The sequence below is a fragment of the Galactobacter sp. genome, assembly GCF_022712295.1.
Classification (GTDB): domain Bacteria; phylum Actinomycetota; class Actinomycetes; order Actinomycetales; family Micrococcaceae; genus Galactobacter.
Genome location: NZ_JALAGT010000048.1, coordinates 1 through 3,449 on the forward strand (window position 1 = coordinate 1; position 3,449 = coordinate 3,449).

3 protein-coding genes are annotated in these 3,449 nt (G+C 65.1%); 1 reads left to right on the forward strand and 2 read right to left on the reverse strand.

The annotated features are described in order from the left end of the window. Positions 1–349 precede the first annotated feature (349 nt). Positions 350–994 carry a winged helix-turn-helix domain-containing protein gene (locus Q0A15_RS03530; RefSeq protein ID WP_291278157.1) on the forward strand — a complete coding sequence of 215 codons (645 nt, stop codon included), beginning with the start codon at positions 350–352 and terminating at the stop codon, positions 992–994. 172 nt (positions 995–1,166) lie between these two features. Here the strand turns inward: Q0A15_RS03530 and Q0A15_RS03535 are convergent, their stop codons facing one another. Together Q0A15_RS03535 and Q0A15_RS03540 are read right to left on the reverse strand one after the other, a co-directional pair. Further along, on the reverse strand, positions 1,167–1,865 hold the full coding sequence (locus Q0A15_RS03535; RefSeq protein ID WP_291278158.1) for a hypothetical protein: 699 nt from the start codon (positions 1,863–1,865) through the stop codon (positions 1,167–1,169). Positions 1,866–2,027: 162 nt separating this feature from the next. After that, the gene (locus tag Q0A15_RS03540; RefSeq protein WP_291278159.1) at positions 2,028–3,236 is read right to left on the reverse strand and encodes a hypothetical protein; all 1,209 of its coding nucleotides are present in this window, start codon (positions 3,234–3,236) and stop codon (positions 2,028–2,030) included. Positions 3,237–3,449 lie beyond the last annotated feature (213 nt).

Below are 3,449 nucleotides of genomic sequence, written 5' to 3' on the forward strand. Positions count from 1 at the left end.
CGCCGTCGTTTGTGTTTTGTCGGTGCGCGCGCTGCGGGCGTTGCTCGCCCGCCTGGTTCCCTTCCCGGGGGCGCGCCGCCTCCCCCCCCCCCCCCCCCCCCCCGACCCTGCTCTTTGCGCCATCAGCCGGACTCAGCGCCACTAGCCAGCGAGCAGCAGGCACGGCCCGCAACGGCTTGTGTGACGTCGTGCGACACGGATGCCGTGAAAATTAGATTTCGTTGAGAATCAGCTGTGTTCAGCAACACCGTGATGTGTAAGACTGAAACAAGTCGTTCAGGTTCTGGCCCTAGCGTGACCGCCCTCTGGGCGGGCATCGCGCTCCATCCACCCCCGTCAGGAGGTCGCCGTGTCAACCGCAGGGAAAGACACCCGATACGTCATCTGCGTGGGTTCCACGCCGGAGGACGTCGCCGCCCTGGCCCGCGCGCTGGATGGCGCCGCCGTGGTGGTCGCCGCCGCGGACGCGGGCGTCGTCGAATCCCTGCTGGCAAGCGCGGTATCCATGTCCGACGACACGACGCACCCTGGCACCGAAGGCCTCGGAGCCGTGGGCGGCCCCACCGAGGCGCCGGAGGCGCCCACTCGATGCCTGACCGTCGGGCCTTTGGTGATCGATCGAGGACTGCGCGAGGTCGCGGTGGACGGCCGAATCGTGGACATGTCTGCCAGAGAATTCGATCTGCTGCAGCTGCTGGCCTGCGACACCGGGAAGGTCTGGACGTTCGCGGACATCATCGAGGCCGTGTGGGACGTCGAGTATCTGGGGGACACCGACATGCTGTTCTCCGCGGTGAAGCGGTTGCGCAGGCGGCTGGCCGCAGTCGGTGGGGGAGTGCAGGTGGTCTCCGTGCGTGGGATCGGATTCCGGCTGCTGGTGAAGGAGCCCGAGAACCCGGTCGGGGAGAGGGCGCAGGGGTCGCCGGTCGTGGAGTCGCAGGGGCGTCCGGTGCGAGACAAGGGGGCACTCAAGGTCGTGGGTGCCTCGGCGTGACTCCTTGCCCAGGCCTTCCGTCAGGCCAGCGTAGGTTCCCCATGTGGCACTGACGGAATGTCTGGGGTGGTGGATACGGTCGGATGGGGCGTCGGATTCCGATGAGGGGCAGGAACGAAAAAGGGTCGCCGGGTCCAATCATGGACCCGGCGACCCTTTTACTGAACGGCGATCAGCCTTCTGGGGTGATCTTCAGTTCCTTGGACTCAGGCGGCTCTTCCTTGCCGGAGGATGAATCCTTCAGGCCAAGTCGTGAGTAGACCAGGGTGAGATTGTCCTTGGTGGGGTTCTCCAAGTAGTAGGCGCACCAGCCCTCGCCGGTCTCGCCTCGACGCACGGTCTCGAAGGGGGTCAGCCCCAGCTCTTCGAGGCGGTCCTTGACCAGCGAGTAGGAACCCTTGGGCGTGCTCGCCTTGTCATCCTGGAGCTTGAAGGCCGTGCAGCTCAGGCCGTTGGAGTACTTGGTGCCTGCGGTGGCCTTCACCTTGATGGCCACGTACTTGTTGTTTCCCGGAGGGTCAACGCGGTCACCGGAGCCCTTGAATCCCAGCGCGATTCCGGTGGCCTCGAAGCTGTGTTCCAGCACCGAGTCCGTGCCCTTGTCCGAGCTGGCCTTGATCTCCGTCAGCTCGCCGTCAGCGGACTCGCCGCCATTGTCCTCGGACTCCTCGGCGGCGGCCGTCTCCTCGGACTCTTCGGTTTCCTCGGGAGCGGGGGCTTCGGTGGTCTCCTCCTCAGCGGCGGAGGAGGTGGTCGATTCCGGTGCCGGTTTCTCGTCGTCCGAGCCGCTGCAGGCTGTCAGCGCCAACAGCGCGGCGATGCCGACGGAGGCGGCGGCGGTCTTCAAATACTTGGGGCCAATGGTCTTCATGTCTCGTTTCCTCGGCTGAAGGCTCCCCGGCCGGTGCCGGGTGCGGTGGTAACGAGAATAGTCACGAAGATTGAAGAATTCCAATGTCAGCTTATTTATGGTGGGACACCGTTAGCTTCAGACAGTGGCCGAGGCGGAGCTTCCTTCGATGCTCCGTGTGGATCATGGTGCGACCTCCTGCCCCAAATCGATGGAGATCAGCGCCGACACTGGTGGCCTGATGGTCCGGTCCGTGCCCAGGGTCTCGTTGAACCAGAAGGCGGGCCTCATGTACTCCAACTGCAGGTCATCAAGATCGGGTCGATGCATCTTGAAGATGCACCAGCCTTGGCCGTCCTGGCCCAGATCGAGGTCCGGCAGTTCCTTCAATTCTTCGCCGTCCTTGTCCCTCAGGTTCTCGAGGCTCCATCTCATCAGGTCCTCGCTCCGGACTCCTTCCCTGTCAGCGGTGCCCCAGAGTCGGAAATTGGTGCACTGCACCTGCTGGTTGCGGTTCAGCTCGGAAGGGTCCACCCGCTCCACTCTGGAGCCGTCCACCTGTACGCGTACCGCAACGCTGGTCGTATCGTCGGAGGGCGTGAACGTGAGGTTGGGGATGACCCCCGTGGCCCGGACGGCCGTGCCGGTCTCCTCGTCGTGAATCCAATCGGACGTCGCTTGCCGGACGGTCGGCGACGAGGGCGTCGCCGACTCCGACTCCGTGGAGTCGTCCGCGGGCTCGTCGGTTGAGGAGTCGGGGGACGAAGGTGCCGGCGAGGGGGACGGTTCGGTCGGGGTGGAGGAAGCCCAATCGATCTCCGATTCCGGCTCGATCTCGGAGAGCTGGTAGGCGGGCTCCAACCATTTTCCGTGATCGTCTCGGTAGCGTTCGCGGCTGTACTCCACCTGCAGATCGTCTGCGTCGTCCTCCCGGCGATGATAGGTGCACCACCCCTCGGCCGTGTCCCCTGCCTCGACGGGCAGCAGCGGGCGCAGCCCCACAGCACTCAGGGAGGTGTTCACCGGGTGGTAGTGGTCACTTTTCACCGCGGCGCCGTGCCGCACGTTGAGATCTGCACAGGAGAGCGGGTATGGAGAGCGTTGCTTGGGGCCTGCCGTGGCCTTCACCCGTATCAGGACCATCGGATACTTGCCGGAGGATTCCAGATCCGGCAGGCCGTAACCAACGCCGGTGACCCGCACGGTGTGTCCCAGGACGGGATCGGTGATCCCCTGCGCGTAGGCGTCGAAGAGATGCAGCGTCTCCTCTGCCGTGGTTGGACGGGTGTCCTGGTCCCTGCCCAAGCGCACGCATCCGGCGGTCGCGAGGACGGCGGCAGCGCACAGCAACGCGGCGAACCGGCGTCTCCACGTGGCCGTCCGACCGTCCATACCGGCATCCTTCGCAAGGTGTCGTGACCGGCAGGGCCCACCCCGCAGTCCGTGCGCAGAAGATTATGTGACATCGGTAGAAAACTCCAGTGACGTAGAACCGAGTCATGCGGTCACGCGTCATGATGCGCGACGGCGGTGGTCCGGTTCCGCCCGGAACCGGCCCACCCCCGGCCGGCAGTGAAAACGAAGGATAAGCCGAAGTACATCGGC